At 51.9% G+C, this 23,444-nt stretch carries 24 protein-coding genes; 10 read left to right on the top strand and 14 right to left on the bottom strand.

Annotation, left to right across the window (positions count from 1 at the left end):
- Nucleotides 1–12: 12 nt before the first annotated feature.
- Complete coding sequence (gene tkt, locus HV477_RS13525; protein ID WP_000098651.1) at nt 13–2,004, bottom strand: transketolase; 1,992 nt, start codon at nt 2,002–2,004, stop codon at nt 13–15.
- Nucleotides 2,005–2,279: 275 nt separating this feature from the next.
- Here tkt and HV477_RS13530 point away from each other — a divergent pair, with 275 nt between their 5' ends.
- Entirely contained in the window at nt 2,280–3,038 is a 759-nt protein-coding gene (locus HV477_RS13530; protein WP_000701824.1) for a M48 family metallopeptidase, read from the top strand.
- A 99-nt stretch (nt 3,039–3,137) separates the two neighbouring features.
- Here the strand turns inward: HV477_RS13530 and speB are convergent, their stop codons facing one another.
- The 6 genes from speB to HV477_RS13560 form a co-directional block, all read right to left on the bottom strand.
- The gene (speB, locus tag HV477_RS13535) at nt 3,138–4,058 is read right to left on the bottom strand and encodes an agmatinase (protein ID WP_000105550.1); all 921 of its coding nucleotides are present in this window, start codon (nt 4,056–4,058) and stop codon (nt 3,138–3,140) included.
- Between the two features lie 204 nt (nt 4,059–4,262).
- Complete coding sequence (locus HV477_RS13540) at nt 4,263–5,219, bottom strand: alpha/beta fold hydrolase (protein WP_079898912.1); 957 nt, start codon at nt 5,217–5,219, stop codon at nt 4,263–4,265.
- Between the two features lie 192 nt (nt 5,220–5,411).
- Complete coding sequence (locus HV477_RS13545; RefSeq protein WP_000965539.1) at nt 5,412–5,906, bottom strand: YhcH/YjgK/YiaL family protein; 495 nt, start codon at nt 5,904–5,906, stop codon at nt 5,412–5,414.
- A gap of 38 nt (nt 5,907–5,944) precedes the next feature.
- Nucleotides 5,945–6,952, bottom strand: a complete 1,008-nt coding sequence (locus HV477_RS13550; RefSeq protein WP_000104231.1) for an Ldh family oxidoreductase — start codon at nt 6,950–6,952, stop codon at nt 5,945–5,947.
- 13 nt (nt 6,953–6,965) lie between these two features.
- Complete coding sequence (locus tag HV477_RS13555) at nt 6,966–7,982, bottom strand: zinc-binding alcohol dehydrogenase family protein (RefSeq protein WP_023209125.1); 1,017 nt, start codon at nt 7,980–7,982, stop codon at nt 6,966–6,968.
- 2 nt (nt 7,983–7,984) lie between these two features.
- On the bottom strand, nt 7,985–9,457 hold the full coding sequence (locus HV477_RS13560; RefSeq protein WP_000379526.1) for a mannitol dehydrogenase family protein: 1,473 nt from the start codon (nt 9,455–9,457) through the stop codon (nt 7,985–7,987).
- Between the two features lie 840 nt (nt 9,458–10,297).
- Between HV477_RS13560 and HV477_RS28790 the strand changes: the two genes are divergently transcribed.
- Complete coding sequence (locus tag HV477_RS28790; protein ID WP_023228383.1) at nt 10,298–10,375, top strand: hypothetical protein; 78 nt, start codon at nt 10,298–10,300, stop codon at nt 10,373–10,375.
- Between the two features lie 314 nt (nt 10,376–10,689).
- Here HV477_RS28790 and HV477_RS13570 read toward each other — a convergent pair whose 3' ends face one another.
- The 6 genes from HV477_RS13570 to HV477_RS13595 form a co-directional block, all read right to left on the bottom strand.
- A complete protein-coding gene (locus HV477_RS13570) occupies nt 10,690–11,490 on the bottom strand; it encodes a FadR/GntR family transcriptional regulator (RefSeq protein ID WP_001576357.1) in 801 nt (266 codons plus the stop codon).
- A gap of 153 nt (nt 11,491–11,643) precedes the next feature.
- Nucleotides 11,644–12,375, bottom strand: a complete 732-nt coding sequence (locus tag HV477_RS13575; protein ID WP_000032793.1) for a hypothetical protein — start codon at nt 12,373–12,375, stop codon at nt 11,644–11,646.
- 144 nt (nt 12,376–12,519) lie between these two features.
- The gene (gene speA, locus HV477_RS13580; RefSeq protein ID WP_175065076.1) at nt 12,520–14,496 is read right to left on the bottom strand and encodes a biosynthetic arginine decarboxylase; all 1,977 of its coding nucleotides are present in this window, start codon (nt 14,494–14,496) and stop codon (nt 12,520–12,522) included.
- 8 nt (nt 14,497–14,504) lie between these two features.
- Nucleotides 14,505–14,636, bottom strand: coding sequence for an acid stress response protein YqgB (yqgB, locus tag HV477_RS13585; RefSeq protein ID WP_000729109.1), 132 nt, complete (start codon nt 14,634–14,636; stop codon nt 14,505–14,507).
- 85 nt (nt 14,637–14,721) lie between these two features.
- Nucleotides 14,722–14,871: a hypothetical protein gene (locus HV477_RS28795; RefSeq protein WP_001751809.1), complete on the bottom strand. Its 150-nt coding sequence runs from the start codon at nt 14,869–14,871 to the stop codon at nt 14,722–14,724.
- Nucleotides 14,872–14,930: 59 nt separating this feature from the next.
- Entirely contained in the window at nt 14,931–15,230 is a 300-nt protein-coding gene (locus HV477_RS13595; RefSeq protein ID WP_052931760.1) for a hypothetical protein, read from the bottom strand.
- Between the two features lie 55 nt (nt 15,231–15,285).
- On the opposite strand from HV477_RS13595, the gene metK reads away from it, so the two are divergent.
- From metK to ruvX, 8 genes are all read left to right on the top strand, one after another.
- The gene (gene metK, locus HV477_RS13600) at nt 15,286–16,440 is read left to right on the top strand and encodes a methionine adenosyltransferase (RefSeq protein WP_001062140.1); all 1,155 of its coding nucleotides are present in this window, start codon (nt 15,286–15,288) and stop codon (nt 16,438–16,440) included.
- 492 nt (nt 16,441–16,932) lie between these two features.
- Nucleotides 16,933–18,327, top strand: coding sequence for a galactose/proton symporter (galP, locus tag HV477_RS13605; protein WP_001113171.1), 1,395 nt, complete (start codon nt 16,933–16,935; stop codon nt 18,325–18,327).
- 78 nt (nt 18,328–18,405) lie between these two features.
- Nucleotides 18,406–18,903, top strand: a complete 498-nt coding sequence (locus HV477_RS13610; RefSeq protein ID WP_000856775.1) for a SprT family zinc-dependent metalloprotease — start codon at nt 18,406–18,408, stop codon at nt 18,901–18,903.
- A gap of 94 nt (nt 18,904–18,997) precedes the next feature.
- Nucleotides 18,998–19,705, top strand: coding sequence for a deoxyribonuclease I (gene endA / locus HV477_RS13615; protein ID WP_001650639.1), 708 nt, complete (start codon nt 18,998–19,000; stop codon nt 19,703–19,705).
- Between the two features lie 76 nt (nt 19,706–19,781).
- The gene (gene rsmE / locus HV477_RS13620) at nt 19,782–20,513 is read left to right on the top strand and encodes a 16S rRNA (uracil(1498)-N(3))-methyltransferase (protein WP_001222488.1); all 732 of its coding nucleotides are present in this window, start codon (nt 19,782–19,784) and stop codon (nt 20,511–20,513) included.
- 19 nt (nt 20,514–20,532) lie between these two features.
- Nucleotides 20,533–21,480 carry a glutathione synthase gene (gene gshB / locus HV477_RS13625; RefSeq protein WP_052931757.1) on the top strand — a complete coding sequence of 316 codons (948 nt, stop codon included), beginning with the start codon at nt 20,533–20,535 and terminating at the stop codon, nt 21,478–21,480.
- 215 nt (nt 21,481–21,695) lie between these two features.
- Nucleotides 21,696–22,259, top strand: coding sequence for a YqgE/AlgH family protein (locus HV477_RS13630; RefSeq protein WP_001053167.1), 564 nt, complete (start codon nt 21,696–21,698; stop codon nt 22,257–22,259).
- Entirely contained in the window at nt 22,259–22,675 is a 417-nt protein-coding gene (gene ruvX, locus HV477_RS13635; RefSeq protein ID WP_001014571.1) for a Holliday junction resolvase RuvX, read from the top strand. The genes HV477_RS13630 and ruvX overlap by 1 nt, the downstream gene beginning before the upstream one ends.
- Nucleotides 22,676–22,720: 45 nt before the next feature.
- Here ruvX and HV477_RS13640 read toward each other — a convergent pair whose 3' ends face one another.
- On the bottom strand, nt 22,721–23,407 hold the full coding sequence (locus HV477_RS13640; protein ID WP_023243685.1) for an IclR family transcriptional regulator: 687 nt from the start codon (nt 23,405–23,407) through the stop codon (nt 22,721–22,723).
- Nucleotides 23,408–23,444 lie beyond the last annotated feature (37 nt).

Below are 23,444 nucleotides of genomic sequence, written 5' to 3' on the forward strand. Positions count from 1 at the left end.
CCGTATTAAGGATTACAGCAGCGCTTTCGCTTTGGCGATCACGTTGTCCACCGTGAAGCCAAACTCTTCAAACAACAGCTCTGCCGGGGCGGATTCACCGAAGGTGGTCATCCCGACAATAGCGCCGTTCAGGCCGACGTATTTGAACCAGTAGTCAGCGATACCCGCTTCAATCGCCACACGCGCAGAGACCGCCTTCGGCAGCACGGATTCACGGTAAGCCGCATCCTGCTTGTCGAACGCGTCGGTGGACGGCATGGAAACCACGCGCGCCTTCACGCCTTCGGCAGTCAGTTTTTCGTAAGCGGCAACCGCCAGCTCAACCTCTGAACCGGTCGCAATGAAGATAATCTGCGGCTGGCCCGCACAATCTTTCAGTACGTAACCACCGCGGGCGATATTCGCCAGTTGCTCTTCAGTACGTTCCTGCTGCGCCAGGTTCTGACGGGATAGAATCAGCGCGGTTGGGCCATCCTGACGCTCTACGCCATATTTCCACGCCACCGCGGATTCCACCTGGTCGCACGGACGCCATGTGGACATGTTCGGCGTTACGCGCAGGCTTGCCACCTGCTCGACCGGCTGGTGCGTCGGGCCATCTTCGCCCAGACCGATGGAGTCGTGGGTGTACACCATCACCTGACGTTGTTTCATCAACGCTGCCATACGCACTGCGTTACGGGCATATTCGACGAACATCAGGAAGGTGGAGGTGTACGGCAGGAAACCACCGTGCAGGGCGATACCGTTGGCGATAGCGGTCATACCGAATTCGCGCACACCGTAATGAATGTAGTTACCTGCGGCATCTTCGTTAATCGCTTTCGAACCGGACCACAGGGTCAGGTTAGAAGGAGCCAGGTCAGCGGAGCCGCCGAGGAATTCCGGCAACAGCGGACCGAAGGCTTCGATGGCATTCTGGGACGCTTTACGGCTGGCGATTTTGGATGGATTCGCCTGCAGTTTAGCGATGAACTCATTCGCTTTCGCATCGAAGTCAGCCGGCATGTCGCCTTTCATACGACGAGTGAATTCAGCAGCTTCCTGCGGGAAGGCTTTCTCATAAGCCGCGAATTTCTCATTCCATGCAGACTCTTTCGCCTGGCCGGCTTCTTTCGCATCCCACTGGGCGTAGATTTCAGACGGGATTTCGAACGGCGCGTATTTCCAGCCCAACTGTTCGCGGGTCAGCGCGATTTCCGCGTCGCCCAGCGGCGCGCCGTGGGAATCGTGGGTACCCTGTTTGTTCGGCGAACCAAAACCGATGATGGTTTTGCACATCAACAGGGACGGTTTGTCAGTCACGGCGCGAGCTTCTTCCGTGGCGCGTTTAATGGCGTCGGCATCGTGACCGTCAATGCCACGGATAACGTGCCAGCCGTAGGCTTCAAAACGTTTCGCGGTGTCATCGGTGAACCAGCCTTCAACATGACCATCGATAGAGATACCGTTGTCATCATAGAACGCGATCAGTTTGCCCAGTTTCAGAGTACCAGCCAGAGAGCACACTTCGTGAGAAATGCCTTCCATCATGCAGCCGTCGCCCATAAAGACGTAGGTGAAGTGGTCAACGATATCGTGGCCAGGACGATTAAACTGCGCCGCCAGAGTTTTCTCGGCAATCGCCATCCCGACGGCGTTGGCAATACCCTGACCCAGCGGGCCAGTAGTGGTTTCAACGCCAGCGGTGTAGCCCACTTCCGGGTGACCCGGGGTTTTTGAATGTAGCTGACGGAAATTCTGCAGTTCGGACATCGGCAGGTCATAACCGGTAAGGTGCAGCAGGCTGTAAATCAGCATTGAGCCGTGGCCATTGGACAGCACGAAGCGGTCGCGGTCGGCCCAGGACGGGTTGGTCGGGTTGTGGTTCAGGAAATCACGCCACAGGACTTCGGCAATGTCAGCCATACCCATCGGGGCACCCGGGTGACCGGATTTGGCTTTCTGTACTGCGTCCATGCTCAGCGCACGAATAGCATTGGCAAGCTCTTTACGTGAGGACATTTTGACTCCAGATCGGATGTTGAAAGGCCATGCCCGTAACGACTTGACGACAGCGCGTTTTGGGCTACGCCGGAAAATTTGCCAACAATTTACCCCAAGCCGCGCGTCATGTACATGGAACATCCTTTTACCGCTTCAGAAATCTCCGGATCGTGCTCGCATGTTGCGCAATTAGCTAACTTGCCTGCCACGCTTTTCTTTATACTTAACCCAGGCGCTAATTCATCTGCAACGGGCGCATTTCAAAATAATATTAATTCGTATGGAAGAGAAAAATGAAAATTCGCGCTTTACTGCTTGCTTTGGGCATGGCGACGGTGCTGACCGGTTGCCAGAATATGGACTCTAATGGACTGCTTTCTTCGGGCGCTGAAGCTTTTCAGGCCTATACGTTAAGCGATGCGCAGGTAAAAGCGTTGAGCGATCAATCCTGTCAAGAGCTCGACAGCAAAGCGAAAATCGCGCCGGCGAGCAGCGAATACGCTAAACGACTGGCAAAAATTGCCGCCGCGCTGGGGGATAACATTAACGGCCAGCCGGTGAACTATAAGGTTTACGAGACGAAAGACGTCAACGCGTTTGCAATGGCGAACGGTTGTATCCGCGTCTACAGCGGACTGATGGATATGATGACCGACAACGAAGTTGAAGCCGTGATCGGCCACGAAATGGGCCATGTCGCGCTGGGTCATGTAAAGAAAGGGATGCAGGTCGCGCTGGGCACTAACGCCGTTCGTGTTGCGGCGGCATCGGCAGGAGGCGTAGTCGGCAGCCTGTCGCAATCACAGCTTGGCGATCTTGGCGAAAAACTGGTGAACTCGCAGTTCTCTCAGCGTCAGGAGTCCGAAGCGGATGATTATTCTTACGATCTGTTGCGCAAACGCGGTATCAGTCCGGCAGGACTCGCCACCAGCTTTGAGAAACTGGCAAAACTGGAAGCGGGTCGTCAAAGCTCGATGTTCGACGATCACCCGGCGTCCGCCGCACGCGCACAGCATGTGCGCGATCGTATGAGCGCAGACGGAATCAAATAACCCCCGAACAGTGCCGGATGGCGGCGTGAGCGCTTATCCGGCCTACAAGCATCAATCAGCTGTAGGCCGGATAAGCGCAGCGCCATCCGGCAAAACAACTTACTCGCCCTTCTTCGCCGCCTGGATATAGAGCATTTCTAATGCCAGCGTCGCGGCCGCCAGAGCGGTGATCTCCGACTGATCGTAAGCCGGCGCGACTTCCACTACATCCATACCGACAATGTTCAGATCTTTCAGACCGCGTACCAGTTTAATGGCGCGATCGGAGGTCAAACCGCCGATCACCGGCGTACCGGTGCCAGGCGCAAACGCCGGGTCCAGACAGTCGATATCAAAGGTCAGATAGACCGGCATATCGCCGACGATCTGTTTCACCTGAGCGAGGATATCATCCACGCCGCGATCGTTGACCTGGCAGGCATCCAGCACGGTAAAGCCATTGTCTTTGTCAAACTCAGTACGAATACCGATCTGTACCGAATGATGCGGATCGATCAGGCCTTCTTTCGGCGCGGTGTAGAACATCGTGCCGTGATCGAATTCGCAGCCGTTAGCGTAGGTATCGGTATGCGCATCAAAATGTACCAGCGCCATTTTGCCAAAATGTTTCGCGTGGGCGCGCAGCAGCGGCAGCGTGACGAAGTGGTCGCCGCCGAAAGAGAGCATACGCTTGCCTGCAGACAGCAGTTTTTCAGCGTGCGCCTGTAATTTTTCGCTCATTTCACGGGCATCGCCAAACGCATACACCAAATCGCCGCAGTCCACGACGTTCAGGCGCTCGCGCATGTCAAAATTCCACGGGAAACGGTGATGTTCCCAGGCGAGGTTGGTCGACACCTGACGGATCGCCGCCGGGCCATGACGGCCGCCAGCGCGACCGGACGTTGCCATATCAAACGGTACGCCAGTGATCACCCAGTCGGCATCGCTGTCATACGGCTGGAAGTTCATTGGCAGACGTAAAAAACCAAACGCATTAGAAACCAGTGAGTTATCGTACTGATGACCTAAGGTGCTCATGGCAAAAACCTCTTCTTAGTCAATATAAAAAAACCCTCCCGCGTCGTTAGGCCCGACGAGGAAGGGTTTGAATTTGTTTACGGCTCAAAGTTTACTCTGACAGACCGCATTATTGAAGTCAGTTTAGCCAGGTACAGTAGACAACGCCCGAAAAAAATATATATCCAGCGCAAATCAGTAGGCTCATACGTCCATCGCGGTCAGTTAAGAGGCCTTAGGGATTTGCCGCTGTAAAAACTCAAGCACTAATGCGTAAAACAGCGGTGTTTTTCCTGGCGTCTGGAAAATGGCGTGACCGCTACCGGGAATGAGGGTCATCTCCGCCTGAGGCAGCAGCCGGTACAGCTGCGTTACTTCTTCAACGGTGAAAAATTCATCCCGGTCGCCGTCCAGTAATAGCACAGGAATGTGGATTTTTTTCACCTCTTCTTCCGCCAGCGATGTGGGCGTTGTCCACATTGGCCAGACACCTTTGAGGAACGTGCGCCAGTAGTCTTTTTGCTCTGGATGATGCATGTTCTGATAAAATTTAACCATCCCGGGCGCATCCGAAGCCATTTTATCCAGATCGCGATCCGTCAATTGCCCCTGAGGCATTCCTTTACCATAAAAAATTTCCATCCCCTGCATGTAATGGGTCGTAGCAAAGCGATGCGTTGCGCCGCCGACGATAGCAGCGCGCGCTAGATCCGGGTATCGGCTGGTTAACTTCAGAACGACCATGCCGCCATCGCTGTAACCCATCACCAGCGGTTTTTCCAGCTTTAGCGCTTTAACAAAAGCCGCCATATCTTCCGTCATCAGATCATAGCTAAACGTTCCTTGCGGGTTATTGGTTAATCCATGTCCACGACTGTCCGGCATGATGACGCGAAAATATCGAGATGCCTCTTTCGCTAATCCCTGCCAGCTTTTCGCCGTCAGACCACCACCATGAATCAACAGCAGCGGAGGCCCCTCGCCCTCTTCAACGTAATGAATTTTGATACCATTCGCTTCCACAAATTTATCTTTGTCCATCGTTGTTGCTGAAGCATTTATTAAAAATATAATATTGATAATAAAAATAAATGCTAATTTAAAAATATGATTCATAACACCTCGCCAATCACTTCCCGTGTAAAAGACCATATTATTCAGATTGAACAAAAATAACATCAAAATCGATTTGTATCATTTTCACTTATTTACCGGGGAGACCCCGCATCCTCTTTTTACAGAACGTAAAAAGCCTTTCCGCGATTAGCCTCAACGCGAAAAGGCTCTGAAGTCAGAAAAGTGCCACCTTATTCATTCTGGCTGTAATTCAGGATGACTTGAAGGTCTCTTCCTGAATTGCATTTGGCGCTTTCTTTATTCCTTCGTCTGACAGGGCAAGCTTGACTCGCTAAATGCCGTGGCCGGAATTTTCACAATCGCTTTTTTAACCGGCGCAGGTTTACCACGCGTACAAAGCGGACGGTGGACCTGGTTGGGATAAAAAAGCGCGAAATCGCCAGGATTTAATGTAACGAACTGCTCATTAGCGACACATTCAGGAAAGATGATGTCATCAGGAAGATGCTCAAGCTCCTTTATCCTGGTATCAATTTTGTTGGAATAGCCAATCTCCTCATAACCGCTTAGTAAAATCTGAACATCGATATATTTTTTATGAAGTTCAGCTTTGCGGTTTAACGAAGAGTGTGTTTCTCCTTCGCTTATCATAAGAAATGACTCCGGGAAAGAAAGTTCATATCTACCAGCAGGCTGATCTTCAGCTATCTTCACCGCTTCGATGATAAGTTTTTTAATAATGTGGTTAACGTAAGGTAATAAAGTAAGCTGCTCTATATTTCCATATAGCATACTATAGTTATCCTAAATAATGGTCGTGATTATAATTATCAGCCAATCAGGTACTGGTAAATACCTTCAGCCACAGGAATACCTTCTTTTAAACATTTTTCTTTATAGGCGATTTGCGGATCGTTTGGCGCCAGCACTTTATCAACACCGGGCATCGGTTTTACAGCCCTTAGCTCATTGACCATTGTGCTCATTATTGAGGAAAACAGCGGATTGCCCAACATCTGCGGATCAATAACGATAACCAGACTCGCTAACTTGCGCATCTTGTCATAGTCGCCATACATCCGAACAATATGGTTGCTAAAGTTTGCCCCCATCAGGACGCCCGTGAGCGCATCAATCGCCAGGGCAATACCAGAACCTTTGTGCCCGCCAAAGGGCAGCAGATTTTCAATTTTATGCGGATCGGTAGTGATATGTCCCTCTTTATCCAGCGCCAGGCCGTGACCTATTGGTTTCCCGGTTTCTTTGGCGTGCAGAATTTTACCAAACGCAATGGCGCTGGTCGCCATATCGACGATCATCGGATGGCTGTCTTTAACGGGGAAGCCGAAGGCGATTGGGTTAGTCCCCAGAAAGCGCTCCGCGCCGCCATACGGCGCAACGCAGGTATCCGTTTGCGTCATGGCGATAGCCACCATTCCCTGGCTTGTCGCCTGCTCAATAAACCACGAGAGCGCGCCGCAGTGGGACGTATTTTTGACGCTGACGAAGCCCAGCCCCGTCTCTCTTGCCAGACTAATAGCGTGGTCTGTCGCCTTTATCAGCGCGCAGTGTCCCATTCCATCATCAGAGTCCAGAATAGCGACAGAAGGCGAAATCTGTTCGATGCTGAATGTTGCTTTTGGATTGAGCCCGCCTGCGTTCAGGCGGGTACAATAGTGCTCTACGCGAATAACGCCGTGGGAGTGAACGCCGGTAATATCGGCATGAACCAAAACGTCGGCTACCTGCTGCGCCGTTTGCGCGTCAAGACCCGCCTGGGTGAGTTTATTAAACGCCAGCGCTTTCAATTCATTTTCTTTGACTAATATTGTTGACATAACTATCCCGCTATTAAAATTTGATAACGCCTTTAACCAATTTTTTGTTTTCTACCACGTTCTTCTGGTACTGGTTGCCGAACGTATAGAAATCGAATTCCTGGTTTTTCATCATTGTTTCGCTAATAGCGCCCTGAGCCATTAGCTCAATGACACATTCGAAGTCTTCCCGCGTCGCGTTACGACTGCTCAATAGCGTGGTCTCTTTTTTATGGAAGGTCGGATCGTCAATGACGAGCTCGCCGATATACAGCCCGATGAAGACGATTTTTCCGCCGTGACGAATCAGATCGACAGCGCGGCTCATGGAGGATTTATTGCCGGTGGCATCAAGCACAGTGCCGGCTAATTCACCGGAGAAACAGGCTTTCAGCGCATCAATATAGCCGTCTGACGACGGATCGAGCGTTGCAACGCCTACCTTTTCGGCGACCAGACGACGGCGTTCGGCGTCAATATCAGCTACCGCGACGCGAGCACCTTTGGCTTTTGCTATCGCGGCGGCGGCCAGCCCAATCGGCCCGGCGCCGACCACCAAAATGTTTTGCTGCGGCTTCACGTCAGCGCGGCGTACTGCATGGGCGCTGATGGCGAAACACTCAACCAGCGCGCCCGCGCTGTCGGTGAGGTTATCCGACAGTTCAACCAGATTTTGTTCACGAACGGCCAGATATTCGCTAAAGCCGCCGTCCTGGTGAACACCATACAGCGAGACGTTCTCACAGCAGTTGGTTTTTCCTTCCCGGCAGGCTGCGCAAGCGCCGCAAGGAATACAGGGAATAACGCTATAGCGTTGGCCGACCTTCGCCGTGCTGCACGATTTACCCAACATTTCAGCCACGCCGCAAATTTCATGACCCAGCACGCGCGGATAGGCAAAAAAGGGCTGCCGGCCGGCAAACGCATGGATATCGGTGCCGCAAATACCAACCGCTTTAATTTTTAACAGTACTTCATCGTCTTTTAAATGAGGAATATCTCTTTCAATGTATTCGATATTTCCCGGATTATTACAGATAAGCGTTTTCATACTTAACCCTTTGAAGATAAACGGTGAATGGTGGCCGTGACGCCATGTAATTCAATATGGTTAAAGGCCTGCTGAATGTCGTTTAAAAAATCTGCGTTGTCGCCGGCCAGCGTTCCAAAGATGCTATTTATCTGCAGCAAAGACAGCGCTTGTTCCCATCGCGTGTTTTTATTTTTAATAGCCGCATTGAAGGTATCATTGAGCGGGTCGGCCACGCTCTGCCCCTGAGAGAGCGTATTAATGACGTAATGGAGCCAGCCCGCAATCAGCGTCGCCAACGCCCTGCCCTTAACGCCGCGCGCCTGGAGCGTCAGATAAGGATCGACGGCCCGCTGAGGCAGCTTCTGAGAACCGTCCATCGCAATCTGTCCGGTCTTATGTTTAATATTCGGGTTGCTGAATCGCTCAATGAGCAACTGCGCATATTGATGTACATCTACCGCCAAATTCGGGCGCAGCGATTTTGCCTGCTCTTCCGTCATTAAATGATGTACGGCGGTTTTAAAAGCGTCGTCTTCCATGCACTGATAGATAAACTCATATCCGGCCAGGCTGCCGTTATAGGCGAGAAACGAATGGCTGCCATTCAGCATACGAAGTTTCATTTCTTCATAGGGAAGCACGTCCGAGACGAACATCGCCCCTGCTTTATCCCAGTCAGGACGACCGGCAACGAAATTATCTTCGATAACCCACTGACGGAAATCCTCGCATACGATGCCGCAGGGATCGGCAAAACCGATCTGGTCTTTAATCATGTCAAATTGCTCTGGCGTCATTGCCGGCACGATGCGATCGACCATGGTGCCAGGAAAGGTGACATGCTTCGCTATCCAGGCCGCCAGCTGCGGATCGAGATTATCGGCAAACGTAACGATCGCCGTTTTGGTCAAATGACCGTTTTCCGGAATGTTATCGCACGACAGTACACTAAACGGGGGAAGCCCTTGCTGGCGGCGTATCCGTAGCGCTTCGACGATTAGTCCGAGTGCTGACCGGGGATGTTCAGGATCGGCAAGATCGTGTTTGATGAGCGGATGGCTGAGATCGAGCGTTCTGGACCGCGGATCGGTGCAGTAACCTTTTTCCGTTATCGTCAACGAAACAATTTTTACCTGCGGCTCAGTCAGCTTCTCGATCGCCGCCTGAATACCTGACTTCGGCGTATGCAACGCGCCGGTGATGGTACGAACCAGGCGACTATTGATGGCGCTGGCTGACGTTTCCACCACTGAAAACAGCCCCTGTTGCGCATTTAGCGCATCCACCAGCTCCGCATCGCCGAACAGATTCAGTTCAAAAATCCCCCAGCGGTTGCCGGTTATCTCATTCGTGAGATCGTTATAAACAGCCTGATGACCACGGTGAAAGGCGCCAAATCCAATATGTACGATGTTGGCTTCCATTCCCTGACGTGAATAAGTCGTTTTGAATTGGTGCCTTGCGGCGTCTAACTGGCGAGCTATGGTGTCCATGAATTTTTCCCACTCCTGTTTTGTTTACCAATTCTGCTTAAACACCATACCAAAATCCGTGAATATGATCACACTCATGGCACCAGATTCTTTACCATGGTATGCTGACTAATAGCCAATGAATAAAAATAATTTATTTATCAATTAGTTACAAAAAGCACTTCTCAGGATAAATTTTACGATTCACAAAAGCGTGATTTTGATTAGAAAAATCGGCCACGAATTGGCATACCACCCATACAACCCGTAATCATTAAACCACATGAAAAACAATAGCTTATTGAATAACACGCCCGCTGCAAGCGTATATGTCACGCATGATTGGTTCAATAATTACCCGAAACACAGCAAACCAAACCTGATAATTTGTCTAGTGAATTAATGAACTCAATTTATTATCAGCATCAACATTAACCTAAGAACATCAGTTACGGTTTTGATCATCCGGGTCGCTGCTAAAGCGATGAGGAGTGAGCCGCCTTTAGACGTAATTGGCAAATTAATCCATTGATTTGAAACAGGAAAAAATTGATGAAGACGCGGATTAGGTACGTTGAAAAAAAGCTTTCAAAGCCCCTCTGGCCGAGGTCTTAGTTGACGCGAAACATGGCATAATAGCCATTTCGAACTGGTAACCACGACGATTACGCTGGAAGACGGTTCAACTGGCACCGGATATTCCTATACCGGCGGAAAGGGTGGGTATGCAATTAAAGCGATGATCGATCACGATCTTGCCCCGGTACTGTCAGGGAAAGAGGCGCTGCGATTGACGATATCTATGACTTTATGGAATAGCATATTCACTATGTGGGTCGCGGAGGCATCGCATCGTTTGCGATGTCTGCGGTGGATATCGCCCTTTGGGATTTGAAAGGCAAACGTGAAAAACTGCCGCTGTGGAAAATGGCTGGTTGAAGGCGGCGCGTCTGTCGACGAATGGCGGTCGTTTGGTATGCTCGCTCGGTATGCAGGAATTACACGTCAGACTGGTTTCCGCATTCGAGACTGACTGACTGGAGGTTCACAGTTTCCCGATCGATCAATATACCAAACATCCGCTGGTGGTCGACAATTATCGCGCCGTGGCACCGGACACCTACGGCATTGGCGTAGAGTTTGACTGGGATAAGCTGAGCGTTTACGAAGCCTGATTCCCTCTCTCCGGGCTTGTTTTTGGCGGCAGGCCCGGTTAATCGCTGACAAAAATGTCATCCGCCTGAAAATAGCCGTCAGGTGGCGAAGAAAAAATCATCAAAATCTTCCAGCGAATCATCCTGTTGGAAGATTTTTACCAGCTCATTTTTACTGTTTTCAAGATGGGTCCACGAAGCCTGTCTGGCCTGCTCAGCATCGCGTTTTTGCAATGCAAGGAAGATACTACGGTGATCTTCCACCCATTTCATTCTTAACTCTTTCTTATGTAAATACTTATAGTTTAACTGCTTCCAGCGCGGATTTTCGGTCCTGACAGCCCGCCACAGCTCGGCAGATTGTTTCATTAATACACGATTTTGCGTGGATTCCGCGATGATATTGTGGAACTGACGATCCAGTTCTTCAAATTTGTCGCTGTCGCCGCCAATCTGCTTTTCCTGCTGCTCAATAATACGTTTAAGCTGCTTAAGCTCATTAAATCTTATTTGCGTAGCGGCAAAACCGGTGATGTTACTTTCGATAACCTGCCGGGCCTGTAGCAATTCAAAGGGGCCAATGTCTGAGTAAGGCAAGAGCGCTTTTTGATTGATTTTTTCCAGACTATCAATAAAGTAAGTGCCTGCGCCTTGCTTAACCTCTACCACCCCCTTCAGCTCAAGCATAATAATCGCCTCACGAATCGTCGTGCGGCTGGTTTGAAAACGCTCGCTGAGTTCTCTCTCCGCCGGAAGTCGCTCGCCAGCTTTAAATACCCCTGAATAGAGTAGTTCTTCTATTTGCAGCCCTATATCAAAATAGCGCCGCTTGGTTAAAATTTGTTCCATGCACATACCTATGTAGACAGCAATTGCTCCACTTGAGGGTAGTGTAAACAAATCCTAATGTTTATGGTAAACAATTTCCCTGCCAGAGAGTGGTCGTTTCTTTCCCGCAACCTACGGCTATGCGCGTCACACAGTCCTTCCCCACCAGACTCGGCAGGAAAAGCGCTGATTCCCGTAACGCATATTTGACGTTTGATGGCGGGTTTATTTGCGGCAGGGCGGCGGCGCATACCCGTTATTGTCCGCTGGGAAAGCCTGTGAGGAACAAGGCGGTAGCGTATTTGTTGCTTTACCCTGCAATGCAAAAGCGGCAAAGCCGATGACGCCGATGTTGCGTACATCGCCCTGCGCGGAGTGGGCCGCATAAGCGTCAGCTACGTCGGCGAACTGGAATGCCGCCTCAGTGTGTTTATCTTTGCGAAACCCTTTAATCGCCAGTGAATCGCCGGCGTTAACAATATAGCCATGATGATTCAGCGAGCCTGCTTTTCCGTTCAACACGTCCAGGCCATCAACCGTTGCGACGATTTCGTAATTGGTATCATGACTGTAATTACGAATATATAACTGATAGTTCATCCCTGATCTTGCAGGAATACTATATTGCCATTGTCCCATTGATGCGTTGTAGCGACGAGTAATTGGAATCGAATTAAAATTAGCGTCGCGCACAGCATATTCAAGATCGCTGATACGTATACTATAAACTTTATCGTAACCTGACGGATATTGAGTGGAGTAATTTATTATCACCATTTCGGCAGGTTCTCGATCGGCACGTTCTACCGAAACGCTTTGTACCGATGAATGCACGTCGCCGCCCCAGGCGGTGCCGACGTCGGATGAAGAGCCATTATTAGATTGCATTCCGCTGGAACAGCCGCCTAACAGCAAAAACAAGCCAACAATGACGGCATTAAATTTAAATTTGCTCATACTCACACCCCTTTTTAATTATTAGGGGGATTGTAGGCCCATAAAATTACATAGAGAAGCGGCACCGCTGATAATTAAGAATTTATAAAATATAAAAGGGTCGATTTAAATAATTAAATCGACCCACAAGCGGAATACTCTTAATTACTCATCTTCAAGATAAGTATAACCGTACAGTCCCGCTTCAAATTCCTCAAGGAACTGCTGCTGCAACGCATCGTCCAGATCCGTCTGTTTTACCTGGTCGCGGAAATGCGTTAACAGCGTTTTTGGATCCAGTTGCACATATTGCAGCATATCCGCAACGGTATCGCCTTCGTCCGACAGCTCAACCTCGACGCTACCATCCGGGAAAACAAACACATCAACCGCTTCAGTATCGCCAAACAGGTTGTGCATGTTACCGAGGATCTCCTGATAAGCGCCGACCATAAAGAAGCCGAGCATCGGCGGATTCTCTGGATCGTATTCCGGCATCGGCATCGTCGTGGCGATACCGTCGCCATCGATATAGTGGTCAATAGCGCCATCGGAATCACAAGTAATATCCAGCAGCACGGCACGACGTTCCGGTACCTGATCTAACCCTTCCAGCGGCAGTACCGGGAAGAGCTGATCGATTCCCCACGCGTCCGGCATTGACTGGAACAGCGAGAAGTTGACGTACATTTTGTCCGCCATTCGCTCTTGCAGTTCGTCGATAATCGGACGATGCGCACGGTTTTGCGGGTCCAGTTGCTTCTGCACTTCATGGCACATGCTGAGATAAAGTTGCTCCGCCCAGGCGCGCTCCTGCAAACTAAACGCGCCGGAAGAGTAGCCGATATGAATATCGTGCAGATCCATTTGGCTATCATGCAGCCATTCACGCAGCGAGCGGCGGGTGCCAGGCTTATGCATCTCCTGCCAGGTTTCCCAGAGATTTTGCAGCGCGCGCGGCGCATCTTCAGCAGGGGCAGTCGGATCCGTGTATTCGTTACGCTCCACGCCGATAATGTTAGAGACCAGTACCGTATGGTGCGCAGTGACGGCGCGGCCAGACTCGGTAATCACCGTCGGATGCGGTAAACCATGCTCTTCGCAGGCATCGCCAATCGCCCAGATGATGTTATTGGCATATTCGTTCAGGCCATAGTTCACCGAACAGTCGGACTGCGAGCGGGTTCCTTCATAATCCACGCCCAGACCGCCGCCCACGTCGAAGCACTGGATATTAACGCCCAGCTTATGCAGCTCAACATAGAAACGCGCGGACTCGCGCACGCCGGTCGCGATATCGCGAATGTTCGCCATCTGCGATCCCAGGTGGAAGTGCAACAGTTGCAGACTGTCCAGACGCCCGGCGTCACGCAGGGTCTCCACCAGTTGCAGCACCTGCTTCGCTGCCAGGCCGAATTTTGATTTTTCGCCGCCGGAGGATTGCCACTTACCGGATCCCTGAGAGGCCAGACGCGCACGCACGCCCAGGCGAGGAACCACGTTCAGGCGCTCAGCTTCTTCCAGCACAATCGCGATTTCAGACATCTTTTCGATGACCAGATAAACCTTATGGCCCATCTTCTCGCCAATCAACGCCAGCCGAATGTATTCACGGTCTTTATAACCATTACAGACGATCACGCTACGGGTCATGCCGGCATGTGCCAGCACCGCCATCAATTCCGCTTTCGACCCCGCTTCCAGCCCCAACGGTTCACCGGAATGGATAAGGGACTCGATCACGCGGCGATGCTGATTGACCTTAATCGGATAAACGAGGAAGTAGTCGCCGTTATAACCGTAAGATTCACGCGCACGCTTAAACGCCGCGTTAATTGAACGCAAACGGTGTTGCAGGATCTGCGGGAAGCAGAACAGCGCCGGCAGACGCTGGCCTTGCGCTTCGCGCGCTTTCACCAGTTTGGCAAGATCGACACGCGCTTCCGGTACGTCGGGATCGGGGCATACGCTAATATGGCCCAGCTCGTTGACGTCGTAGTAGTTATTGCCCCACCAGGCAATATTGTAAGTGCGCAGCATCTTGCTGGCTTCCTGGGAGCTCATTGCAACCTCCTGCATGGAGCGTAGTACACCCTGTTCGCCTGCTGACGAAGGCGAACCCATAGACATGTCGTCAGACATAGCGAACCTCAATTTTTATTAGCAAGTGTAAAACAGTTGACCACTATCGCAATCCGAAGACGCGATAACAACCCATAGACAAGCGGATTTTCCAGCAGATAGCGCTGATGCTCCGCCTGCGCGACCGGTTTCTTTTTCATATCATTGTAAACACGTAACCGAACTCACAGATAACGGTTCGGCGAAACCACGAGAAAACTCTTGCGTTAACAAGAGCGCCCTTGTTCAGTCTTCAGCGCCATTGCCGGCTCTGGAATCCTGAGAAGCGCCGAGATGGGTATAACATCGGCAGGTATGCAAAGCAGAGATGCAGATTGCGGGGGACATGCGCGCACCAGAACGATGCGACAAATTCAGCAGAATACAACGGTTCATTATCTCGTATCACCTCCACGGCCGCCTCGTAAGACGAACCCACAAGCCAAAGCAACGTTTTAACCCGGCTGGAAGTGGCGACACGAAGAAAACGTCGTGTGCTTTTGTATGAGCCGCGCGTCGCGTTTTATACCCAGAACGCAGAAAAAAAGCAAAGCATAAATGCGCATAATGTCAGCATTATCAGAAACGTTTACCGCCTGATTTTTACCGACATTGCGACGGCCTTCAAAAAAAGCTGGAAATTGGGCGAAGAAGTGACCTAAAATAGCCGTCCAGATGTTAATCCATCCATACTGATTAACACTCAGACTGCCAGTGTCAGTAACCTTCAGACTCATGGTAGAATCTTCTGTCATGACTATTCCGCACAACAGTTTGAGCTAACTAAATTCTCCTTAGGTGAAATTAAATATGGCAAAACACCTTTTTACGTCTGAGTCCGTATCAGAAGGGCATCCTGACAAAATCGCAGACCAAATCTCTGATGCCGTGTTGGACGCTATCCTGCAACAGGATCCGAAAGCACGCGTCGCCTGTGAAACCTACGTTAAAACCGGCATGGTTTTAGTTGGCGGTGAGATCACCACCAGCGCCTGGGTCGATATCGAAGAGATTACCCGTAATACGGTGCGCGAAATTGGCTATGTGCATTCCGACATGGGCTTTGACGCCAACTCTTGCGCGGTACTGAGCGCAATTGGCAAACAGTCTCCGGATATCAACCAGGGCGTTGACCGCGCAGACCCGCTGGAACAAGGCGCGGGCGACCAGGGCCTGATGTTTGGCTACGCGACAAATGAAACCGACGTACTGATGCCTGCGCCAATCACCTACGCGCACCGTCTGGTACAGCGTCAGGCTGAAGTGCGTAAAAATGGCACCCTGCCATGGTTGCGTCCGGATGCAAAAAGCCAGGTCACTTTCCAGTATGACGACGGCAAAATCGTCGGTATCGACGCCGTGGTTCTCTCTACGCAGCACGCAGAAGATATCGACCAAAAATCGCTGCAAGAAGCGGTGATGGAAGAGATCATCAAACCCATTCTGCCGTCTGAATGGTTAAATACGTCCACTAAGTTTTTTATCAACCCAACCGGTCGTTTTGTTATCGGCGGCCCGATGGGCGATTGTGGTCTGACCGGTCGTAAGATCATCGTTGATACCTACGGCGGTATGGCGCGTCACGGCGGCGGCGCCTTCTCCGGTAAAGATCCGTCTAAAGTTGACCGTTCTGCAGCTTACGCTGCGCGTTATGTCGCGAAAAACATCGTGGCGGCAGGTCTGGCGGATCGCTGTGAAATCCAGGTCTCCTACGCTATCGGTGTAGCGGAGCCGACGTCCATCATGGTGGAAACGTTCGGTACTGAAAAAGTGCCTGCTGAACAGTTGATTCTGCTGGTGCGCGAATTCTTCGACCTGCGCCCGTACGGCTTGATTCAGATGCTGGATCTGCTGCACCCTATCTACAAAGAAACTGCGGCTTATGGCCACTTCGGTCGCGAAAACTTCCCATGGGAAAAAACCGACAAAGCGCAACTGCTGCGCGATGCTGCCGGTCTGAAATAATCGCCCGCGCCTGACGCTGTTTTTCAGTCAGGTAAACCATACCGTACTTATCAAGGCCAGCGCCCTGCTGGCCTTTATCATTGCTGATACACGCAAAGTTATCAGATGTTCCAGCGTGTATTTATACTGACCTTTTTGTGATGTGCAGCACAATCCACTCTCCCCTTTCGTTTCTTCGACTACACTTTTTATCATTCAGTTTCAGTCATCATGAAAGCGGTTACATTCATTTTCATTAAGAACTGACCGCATCACTATCGGTATGCTAATTCTGCGATGAAAATATTACATAATTTTTCAACTTTGTCTGAATACCAGGCGATTGATATGGTTATAAGATTATTAAAACTATTATTTTTCAGATAATTAAATAATCACCGAGATAAATAGTAGTGTAAACGATTACACCATTGTGATTGGCCTCACATCTTTTTACGGCGTACTCACCTACTCTTAACATCGATAAAATTGCTAACCCAACCGGAGGGCATAATGCCTGACAATAAAAAACAAGGGCGTTCCAACAAGGCCATGACATTTTTTGTCTGCTTTCTTGCAGCCCTGGCAGGATTACTTTTTGGCCTGGATATCGGCGTTATCGCCGGTGCTTTACCCTTCATTACCGACGAGTTTCAGATTACCGCACACACTCAGGAATGGGTGGTCAGCTCCATGATGTTTGGCGCGGCCGTCGGCGCTGTCGGCAGCGGCTGGCTCTCCTTTAAGCTGGGTCGTAAAAAAAGCCTGATGATCGGCGCTATCCTGTTCGTCGCCGGTTCGCTGTTCTCCGCTGCGGCGCCTAACGTTGAAGTCCTGATTATTTCTCGCGTGCTGCTGGGTCTGGCCGTCGGCGTCGCTTCCTACACTGCACCGTTGTACCTGTCCGAGATCGCGCCGGAAAAAATTCGCGGCAGTATGATCTCAATGTACCAACTCATGATCACCATCGGGATTCTGGGCGCTTATCTGTCCGATACCGCGTTCAGCTACAGCGGCGCATGGCGCTGGATGCTCGGCGTGATCATCATCCCGGCCATTCTGCTGCTGATCGGCGTCTTCTTCCTGCCGGACAGCCCGCGCTGGTTTGCGGCGAAACGCCGTTTCCATGATGCTGAACGCGTCCTGTTGCGCCTGCGTGACACCAGTGCGGAAGCAAAACGTGAGCTCGATGAAATTCGCGAAAGTTTGCAGGTTAAACAGAGCGGTTGGGCGCTGTTCAAAGAGAACAGCAACTTCCGCCGCGCCGTGTTTCTTGGCATTTTGTTGCAGGTAATGCAGCAATTTACCGGGATGAACGTCATCATGTATTACGCGCCGAAAATCTTCGAACTGGCGGGGTACACGAATACCACGGAGCAGATGTGGGGCACCGTTATTGTTGGTCTGACTAACGTGCTGGCAACCTTCATCGCTATCGGCCTGGTTGACCGCTGGGGCCGCAAGCCGACCCTGACGCTGGGCTTCCTGGTCATGGCGATTGGTATGGGGATTCTGGGTACGATGATGCACATCGGCATCCATTCGCCGTCTGCGCAATACTTCGCTATCGCTATGCTGCTGATGTTCATCATTGGATTTGCGATGAGCGCTGGTCCGCTGATTTGGGTACTGTGCTCCGAAATCCAGCCGCTCAAAGGCCGCGATTTCGGCATCACCTGCTCCACCGCGACCAACTGGATCGCCAATATGATCGTCGGCGCAACGTTCCTGACCATGCTGAACAATCTGGGTAACGCCAACACCTTCTGGGTCTACGCTGGCCTGAACGTGCTGTTTATCCTGCTGACCCTGTGGCTGGTGCCGGAAACCAAACACGTTTCGCTGGAACACATTGAACGTAACCTGATGAAAGGTCGTAAACTGCGCGAAATCGGCGCCCACGACTAATCCCTCCACGCTTCCTCCTGCCACAGGAGGAAGCGTTTTTCTTGCAGTCCCTCTTCCGTCGCACTATTCTCTGCCGCTATGAAAACCCCTCGTCTCCCTATCGCTATCCAGCAGGCCGTGATGCGCCGTCTGCGGGAAAATCTCGCCCAGGCGAACCTCAAGCTCGATAGACATTATCCGGAGCCGAAACTGGTGTATACGCAACGCGGCACCTCGGCGGGCACCGCCTGGCTGGAGAGCTACGAAATCCGCCTCAACCCGGTGTTACTGCTGGAAAACATCGACACCTTTATAGCAGAGGTCGTGCCGCATGAACTGGCGCATCTGTTGGTGTGGAAGCACTTCGGACGCAAGGCTCCGCATGGCAAGGAATGGAAGTGGATGATGGAAAGCGTGCTGGGCGTTCCGGCCAGACGTACTCATCAATTTGCGCTGCAATCCGTACGGCGCAATACCTTTCCCTACCATTGCCAATGCCAGCAACATCAACTCACCGTCCGCCGTCATAATCGGGTAGTACGCGGCGAAGCGGTTTATCGTTGCGTTCACTGCGGCGAACCACTGGTCGCCGGGTAGTTCCCGAAACGTCCGGGAACTTTCCTGAGCGGACTGATTGCATACAGACACAACTTTCGTTACGTTGCGGGCTCGTTTTGCTATGGAGTGTGCAATGTACCGTAATTTTTCTTTTGCCGCTGCGTTGCTGGCCGCAGCGTTTTCAGGCCATGCATTGGCCGATGGCATTAACAATTTTTCTCAGGCCAAAGCGGCGAGCGTCAAAGTCAATGCCGACGCGCCCGGCAGCTTTTACTGCGGGTGCCAAATCCGCTGGCAGGGTAAAAAAGGCGTCGTAGACCTGGAGTCCTGCGGCTATAAGGTGCGTAAAAACGAGAATCGCGCCAGACGCATTGAGTGGGAGCACGTTGTCCCCGCCTGGCAATTCGGTCATCAGCGCCAGTGCTGGCAGGACGGCGGGCGAAAAAACTGCGCTAAAGACCCGGTCTACCGCAAAATGGAAAGCGATATGCATAACCTGCAACCCGCGATTGGCGAAGTGAATGGCGATCGCGGCAACTTTATGTATAGCCAGTGGAACGGCGGCGAAGGTCAGTACGGGCAGTGCGCCATGAAAGTGGATTTCAAAGCGAAGCTCGCCGAGCCGCCCGCCCGCGCCCGTGGCGCAATCGCCCGCACTTATTTTTATATGCGCGACCAATACCAACTGAAACTTTCCCGCCAACAAACGCAGCTTTTTAACGTCTGGGATAAGCAGTACCCCGTTACCGCCTGGGAGTGCGAGCGCGATGCGCGTATCGCGAAGGTCCAGGGTAATCATAATCCCTATGTGCAACGCGCTTGCCAGGCGCGAAAGAGCTAACCTACACTAGCGGGATTCTTGTTAACCCATGCCCTGGATAGCCAAACGCCGGGGCCATGACGCGGATTTTTTTATTATGCGTATTCCCCGCATTTATCACCCTGAATTGTTGACGTCCGGTACGCAGATTTCGTTATGCGAAGATGCGGCCAACCATATTGGTCGTGTACTGCGCATGGGACCGGGACAAGCGTTACAGCTGTTTGACGGCAGTAATCAGGTATTCGATGCTGAAATCATTAGCGCCAGTAAGAAAAGCGTTGAAGTGCAAGTGATGAAAGGCGAAATCGACGATCGTGAATCGCCGCTGCATATCCATCTGGGCCAGGTGATGTCGCGCGGTGAAAAAATGGAATTTACTATCCAGAAATCGATCGAACTAGGTGTAAGCCTCATTACGCCACTGTTCTCTGAGCGCTGCGGCGTTAAACTGGATAATGAACGTCTGAACAAAAAGCGCCAGCAGTGGCAAAAGATCGCCATCGCCGCCTGCGAACAATGCGGGCGTAACCGGGTGCCGGAAATTCGCCCGCCGATGGCGCTGGAAGCCTGGTGCGCCGAGCAAGATTCCGGGCTGAAGCTCAATCTTCATCCGCGCGCCCATGCCAGCATCAACACTCTGCCGCTGCCGGTTGAACGCGTCCGACTGCTGATCGGCCCGGAAGGCGGGCTGTCGGCGGACGAAATCGCGATGACCGCGCGCTATCAGTTTACTGATATTCTGTTAGGACCTCGCGTTCTGCGTACTGAGACAACCGCGCTCACCGCCATTACCGCGCTACAGGTGCGTTTTGGCGACTTAGGATGAAGCGTTAACGGAGAAAATAATGATCAAGCTCGGCATCGTGATGGACCCCATCGCACACATCAACATCAAGAAAGACACCAGTTTCGCTATGCTGCTGGAAGCCCAACGTCGTGGTTATGAACTTCATTATATGGAGATGGCCGACCTTTATCTGATTAACGGCGAAGCCCGCGCCCGCACGCGAACGTTGAGCGTGGAGCAAAATTACGATAAATGGTACGAGTTCGGCAGCGAGCAGGAGATTAAACTCGCCGATCTGGACGTCATTTTGATGCGTAAAGATCCGCCGTTTGATACCGAGTTTATTTATGCGACCTATATTCTGGAACGCGCTGAAGAAGAAGGGACGCTTATCGTCAACAAACCGCAAAGCCTGCGCGACTGTAATGAAAAACTGTATACCGCCTGGTTTGCCGATCTGACGCCGGAAACGCTGGTAACGCGCAATAAAGCGCAGCTCAAAGCGTTTTGGGAAAAGCACGGCGATATCATTATGAAACCGCTGGACGGTATGGGCGGCACGTCCATTTTCCGCGTTAAGGAAGGCGATCCTAACATAGGCGTTATTGCCGAAACGCTGACCGAACTGGGCAACCGCTACTGCATGGCGCAGAACTATTTGCCCGCGATCAAAGATGGCGATAAGCGCGTACTGGTCGTCGACGGCGAGCCGGTGCCTTACTGCCTGGCGCGTATTCCGCAGGGCGGCGAGACCCGCGGCAACCTGGCGGCTGGTGGTCGCGGCGAACCCCGTCCGTTGAGCGAAAGCGACTGGGAAATCGCCCGCCGCGTTGGACCAACGCTTAAAGCCAAAGGGCTTATTTTCGTCGGTCTGGATATTATCGGCGACCGCTTAACGGAAATTAACGTGACCAGCCCAACCTGCGTGCGTGAAATCGAAGCGGAATACCCGATCTCTATCACCGGGATGTTGATGGACGCCATCGAAGCGCGTCTGGCGAAGTAGACGTTTATTGCCCGGTGGCGTGCGCTTACCGGGCCTGAGCAATCACGCCGCCCCGGTCGGATAAGGCGGCGCGTCAGCATCGCCATCCGGCAGTCTATTGCCCGATAAGGCCGCCGTCCTTTGGCAAAAGACGGCTTATATGAGTGACAACCGTCCGCTTTCCCCACATACTGAACGCTGTCGTTTTTTTGAACCAGGAAACAGAACCTCTGACAATGAATTTACAGCATCACTTTCTTATTGCCATGCCTGCGCTCCAGGACCCGATTTTCCGCCGTTCCGTAGTGTATATTTGCGAGCATAACCAGGACGGCGCTATGGGGATTATTATTAATAAGCCTTTGGAAAATCTGCAAATTGAAGGGATTCTGGAAAAACTAAAAATTACGCCGGAACCGCGCGATTCGGCAATTCGTCTTGATAAAGCCGTGATGCTCGGCGGCCCGTTGGCGGAAGATCGCGGATTTATTCTCCATACTCCGCCGTCACGTTTCGCCTCCAGCATTCGTATCTCAGACAATACCGTGATTACCACCTCCCGCGATGTGCTGGAAACGTTAGGTACCCAACAACAGCCTTCCGATGTGCTGGTCGCGCTGGGCTACGCCTCCTGGGATAAAGGCCAGCTTGAACAAGAGTTGCTTGATAACGCCTGGCTTACCGCGCCCGCCGATCTCAATATTTTGTTCAAAACGCCCATTGCCGAGCGCTGGCGCGAAGCGGCAAAACTTATTGGCATTGATATTCTGACCATGCCTGGCGTTGCGGGGCACGCCTGATGAACGGCACCTTACTGGCCTTTGACTTCGGCACAAAAAGCATCGGCGTTGCAATAGGACAACGCATTACCGGCACCGCCCGTCCGCTTCCGGCAATCAAAGCACAGGACGGCACGCCCGACTGGACGCTCATTGAACGTTTGCTGAAAGAGTGGCAGCCGGACGAAATTATTGTCGGGCTACCGCTCAATATGGATGGCACTGAACAACCGCTGACGGCGCGCGCACGTAAATTCGCCAACCGTATTCATGGGCGTTTCGGGGTAACTGTCACGCTGCACGATGAACGACTCAGCACCGTTGAAGCACGCTCCGGTCTGTTTGAACGAGGTGGGTATCGCGCGCTGAACAAAGGCAAAGTGGACTCGGCCTCCGCCGTGATTATCCTCGAAAGCTATTTTGAACAGGGGTATTAAAGCCGTTTTGTCAGCAGGCGGATAACGCGGTCACGGTTGCCAGGCTTACTGGGCAATAAGCTGGTTTAATGCCTTCAACGCCTGTAAACGCGCAGCCGCCTCCGCCTCATCAATCCGCCACATTCCCGCAAAGGCCAGCGCTGCGGCGTGCTTGCCTAGCGGTTGCGCCATAGAAACTTCACCATCAGCGTGATGCCACAGCACGTATCCCCGCTGGCGCTGCTGCGCCACATGCGGTGCCAGATTACGCCACTGCTCCGGAGTAAAACGCTGCATTAGCGCCTCATCGCTTTCTGCCGCCAGTAACGCCACTCCTGTTACCGACTGCCAGGCCGGGCACATACGAAACCCCGCCAGCGCCTGACTTCCCTGCGAACCCGGCCTAGAGTGATAAATATAGATAATCTGATCCTCCCATAGCACACCTAATGCCACCACGATGTCTTTGGGCGCATGGCGCTCAAGGATAGGCAACGCATGGGAGAACAGCGCTGAACCGCGAATCGCCTGCGCCGCCAAAGCATGAATGCCTGGCCCGGGTAAATAGCGTCGGTGCTCATCCTGCATCGTGAGTCCAATAGAGGCCATCGTCATTAACAGGCGATTAACGCGCGTGGTATTAATATCCATCAGCCGGGCAAGCTCGCGACATCCGATAGCACGGTCGCTGGAAACCAGATATTGCAGACAGCGAATGCCATCTATCAGGCTTTGATTCGGTTGTGATGACATCGTTAAATGGCTTCGCTGTGGTTTTAACAAAGCTGCG

Source organism: Salmonella sp. SG203 (genome assembly GCF_013350575.1).
Classification (GTDB): Bacteria; Pseudomonadota; Gammaproteobacteria; order Enterobacterales; family Enterobacteriaceae; genus Salmonella; species Salmonella enterica.

Bases quoted from the DNA above. Each gene is read 5' to 3' on its own strand.
- HV477_RS13530 (WP_000701824.1), top strand. From the start codon at position 2,280: ATGAAAATTCGCGCTTTACTGCTTGCTTTGGGCATGGCGACGGTGCTG.
- rsmE (WP_001222488.1), top strand. From the start codon at position 19,782: ATGCGTATTCCCCGCATTTATCACCCTGAATTGTTGACGTCCGGTACG.
- HV477_RS13595 (WP_052931760.1), bottom strand. From the start codon at position 15,230: ATGACAGAAGATTCTACCATGAGTCTGAAGGTTACTGACACTGGCAGT.
- speA (WP_175065076.1), bottom strand. From the start codon at position 14,496: ATGTCTGACGACATGTCTATGGGTTCGCCTTCGTCAGCAGGCGAACAG.
- tkt (WP_000098651.1), bottom strand. From the start codon at position 2,004: ATGTCCTCACGTAAAGAGCTTGCCAATGCTATTCGTGCGCTGAGCATG.
- HV477_RS13555 (WP_023209125.1), bottom strand. From the start codon at position 7,982: ATGAAAACGCTTATCTGTAATAATCCGGGAAATATCGAATACATTGAA.
- metK (WP_001062140.1), top strand. From the start codon at position 15,286: ATGGCAAAACACCTTTTTACGTCTGAGTCCGTATCAGAAGGGCATCCT.
- HV477_RS13575 (WP_000032793.1), bottom strand. From the start codon at position 12,375: ATGAGCAAATTTAAATTTAATGCCGTCATTGTTGGCTTGTTTTTGCTG.
- yqgB (WP_000729109.1), bottom strand. From the start codon at position 14,636: ATGAAAAAGAAACCGGTCGCGCAGGCGGAGCATCAGCGCTATCTGCTG.
- HV477_RS13630 (WP_001053167.1), top strand. From the start codon at position 21,696: ATGAATTTACAGCATCACTTTCTTATTGCCATGCCTGCGCTCCAGGAC.
- endA (WP_001650639.1), top strand. From the start codon at position 18,998: ATGTACCGTAATTTTTCTTTTGCCGCTGCGTTGCTGGCCGCAGCGTTT.
- HV477_RS13545 (WP_000965539.1), bottom strand. From the start codon at position 5,906: ATGCTATATGGAAATATAGAGCAGCTTACTTTATTACCTTACGTTAAC.
- speB (WP_000105550.1), bottom strand. From the start codon at position 4,058: ATGAGCACCTTAGGTCATCAGTACGATAACTCACTGGTTTCTAATGCG.
- HV477_RS28795 (WP_001751809.1), bottom strand. From the start codon at position 14,871: ATGAACCGTTGTATTCTGCTGAATTTGTCGCATCGTTCTGGTGCGCGC.
- HV477_RS13610 (WP_000856775.1), top strand. From the start codon at position 18,406: ATGAAAACCCCTCGTCTCCCTATCGCTATCCAGCAGGCCGTGATGCGC.
- HV477_RS28790 (WP_023228383.1), top strand. From the start codon at position 10,298: ATGTCTGCGGTGGATATCGCCCTTTGGGATTTGAAAGGCAAACGTGAA.
- galP (WP_001113171.1), top strand. From the start codon at position 16,933: ATGCCTGACAATAAAAAACAAGGGCGTTCCAACAAGGCCATGACATTT.
- HV477_RS13640 (WP_023243685.1), bottom strand. From the start codon at position 23,407: ATGTCATCACAACCGAATCAAAGCCTGATAGATGGCATTCGCTGTCTG.
- gshB (WP_052931757.1), top strand. From the start codon at position 20,533: ATGATCAAGCTCGGCATCGTGATGGACCCCATCGCACACATCAACATC.
- HV477_RS13550 (WP_000104231.1), bottom strand. From the start codon at position 6,952: ATGTCAACAATATTAGTCAAAGAAAATGAATTGAAAGCGCTGGCGTTT.
- HV477_RS13560 (WP_000379526.1), bottom strand. From the start codon at position 9,457: ATGGACACCATAGCTCGCCAGTTAGACGCCGCAAGGCACCAATTCAAA.
- ruvX (WP_001014571.1), top strand. From the start codon at position 22,259: ATGAACGGCACCTTACTGGCCTTTGACTTCGGCACAAAAAGCATCGGC.